Genomic DNA, 2,043 nt, shown 5'->3' with positions numbered 1-2,043 from the left:
GCGGATGGCCAACAGGGAAGCGGTCATCGCCGAGATCGGGCTCAAGCAGAGGGCGTCCGTGTGCGCGGTGGGGGCGTCGGCTCAGGACTCCCGGCCCGCCCAGCCCTCGCAGCCCGCACCGCCGGCCTGCTCGTCCGGGGCCGGCGGTGCGGGCTGCGAGGGCTGTGCGGGCCGGGAGTCCTGAGCCGACTCCCCCACCGCGCACCCGGACGCCCTCTGCTTGAGCTCGATCTCGGCGATGACCGCTTCCCGGTTGGCGATCCGCGCCTCGGACTGCGCGTCGGGATTCGCGCGCTGCCCCTCGATGAACTTCTGGTTGTTGCCGAGCGCGGTGGCGAGGCCCTGGCAGACGGTCGAGTCGGCCGCCGACTTGGTGGTGGGCGCCTGGGAGGCGTTCGACGTGCTCGCCATGACGAAGGCGCCGCCACCGGCCACCGTCACCGCGCTCACCAGCAGCGCGAGCTTCTTCTTGGGGCCGAGCGTTCTCCTGCGCGACATGCCTGCCTCCTGAGCGGTGGGGGAACGTACGCCGCTATGTACGAGATCCCGAACAGAGTTGCTCAGCGCTCCGGACAACTCCCCGAAGTGGCCTGCGTCACAAGGGAGTCGGGCTTCAGCGGGACAGGGCGTCCCGCACCGCCTCGTCGGTGCGGGCCACGACCGCCGTGCCGTCCTCGGCGGTGATGATCGGGCGCTGGATCAGCCGGGGGTGCTCGGAGAGCGCCGCGATCCAGCGCTCGCGCGACCCGTCGTCCCGCGGCCACTCCTCCAGCCCGAGCTCCCCGGCGACGGCCTCCCGGGTACGGGTGATGTCCCACGGTTCCAGCCCGAGCCGCTCCAGCACCTCCCGGATCTCGTCCGGGCTCGGTACGTCCTCCAGGTAACGGCGCACGGTGTAACCGGCGCCCTCGGCGTCCAGCAGGTCGAGGGCGCTGCGGCACTTGGAACAGGCCGGGTTGATCCAGATCTCCATGCCGCCCACCGTACGCCCGGCCCGGCTCTGTTCGATTTCGCCCCGGTCCCACACACCCCTTCCGGAGCGGGTGTTCCACGATCGGGATGTGCCGTCCCACCTGGGCGTTCGACGGCCGTTCAGGGTCCTCCGGATGTCAGTGCCGGGCAGTAAACTGTCAGCAGTGTTCGAGGATGTTGCCCGGGGTCGGCGTGGACCTCGGTGGACACCCTGACCACGACAGGAGGAAGCCCGTGCCCGCTGCCGCACTCAAGCCGATGCCCGTCCAGCCCACCACGAAGCGAGCCGTCCAGCTGGAGATGCCCTGTGAGCCCGTGGCGAAGCGGCCGCTGCCGCCGGGCCGCCCGCGGGACTGGTACGTGACGCACAACCGCCGCCTCAAGGCGATGCGGCTCGCCATCGCCCTGCTCGACTCCGGCGTCTACCTCCCCGACCAGGCCCGCAACGAGACGATACGCGGCATGGCGAACCTGATCGGTGTCCACGCGCCGTCGGACACGACCTGCCACATGGTCCGGGCCTTCATGCGCTACAACCGCTGAGCCGCCCCGGCCCCGGCCGGGCACCCCCGCTCCCCGGGGGTGCCCGGCCGCTCAGTGATCAGTACGGCCGGAAGTCGACGTAACCGAGGAAGACGATCACCGCGGCGACGCAGCCCAGGACCAGGGCGGTGGAGACCCAGGACGACGACCGGCGGGACGCCGTGTGCTCCGGCTCGCCGCGGAACGGGACCGGGCCGGGAGGGTTCTCCTTCCAGCGGGCGGCGAGCATGCGGGCCCGGGCCGACGGCTCCTTGTGCACGGCCCCGTCCGCCCACTTGATGTCGAACTCGCGCTCCTCGTCGTCCCTCTCGGGCATCCCCGTGACCTCTCTCGAACAACAGTGTCGGTTCCATCCTCTCGCGCGGGGTCCGCCGGGAGAAGTGGATTCCGGACACGCGCGGGTCCCGGGGGCGGCCGCGCGGTCCCGGCGTGCGGCCGGGGCCCTTCGCGCGGCCCGCACGTCGAAGAAGGGGCGGGCGGGGTCCTGCCCCCGCGAGGCGGGGGTGGTCCGGCGGACCCCGCCGGGCG

The 2,043-nt window shown here is 72.4% G+C and carries 3 protein-coding genes and 1 pseudogene; 1 reads left to right on the top strand and 3 read right to left on the bottom strand.

Going from position 1 to position 2,043, the window contains the following annotated elements; all coding sequences use genetic code 11:
- Nucleotides 1–96 precede the first annotated feature (96 nt).
- Nucleotides 97–498 (bottom strand): annotated as a pseudogene (locus tag AOK18_RS29400) (hypothetical protein); the annotation flags it as partial.
- A gap of 115 nt (nt 499–613) precedes the next feature.
- On the bottom strand, nt 614–973 hold the full coding sequence (locus AOK18_RS29395; protein WP_055573863.1) for an arsenate reductase family protein: 360 nt from the start codon (nt 971–973) through the stop codon (nt 614–616).
- Between the two features lie 233 nt (nt 974–1,206).
- On the opposite strand from AOK18_RS29395, the gene AOK18_RS29390 reads away from it, so the two are divergent.
- Nucleotides 1,207–1,515, top strand: coding sequence for a hypothetical protein (locus tag AOK18_RS29390; protein ID WP_055573859.1), 309 nt, complete (start codon nt 1,207–1,209; stop codon nt 1,513–1,515).
- Between the two features lie 58 nt (nt 1,516–1,573).
- Here the strand turns inward: AOK18_RS29390 and AOK18_RS29385 are convergent, their stop codons facing one another.
- Nucleotides 1,574–1,831: an SCO2583/SCO2584 N-terminal domain-containing protein gene (locus tag AOK18_RS29385; RefSeq protein WP_055573860.1), complete on the bottom strand. Its 258-nt coding sequence runs from the start codon at nt 1,829–1,831 to the stop codon at nt 1,574–1,576.
- Nucleotides 1,832–2,043: the final 212 nt, after the last annotated feature.

Origin of the sequence: Streptomyces prasinopilosus (assembly GCF_001419695.1) — a bacterium.
Lineage (GTDB): Bacteria > Actinomycetota > Actinomycetes > Streptomycetales > Streptomycetaceae > Streptomyces > Streptomyces prasinopilosus.
The sequence above is the reverse complement of the archived record's forward strand: the minus strand, read 5'-3'. Positions and strand labels throughout refer to the sequence as shown.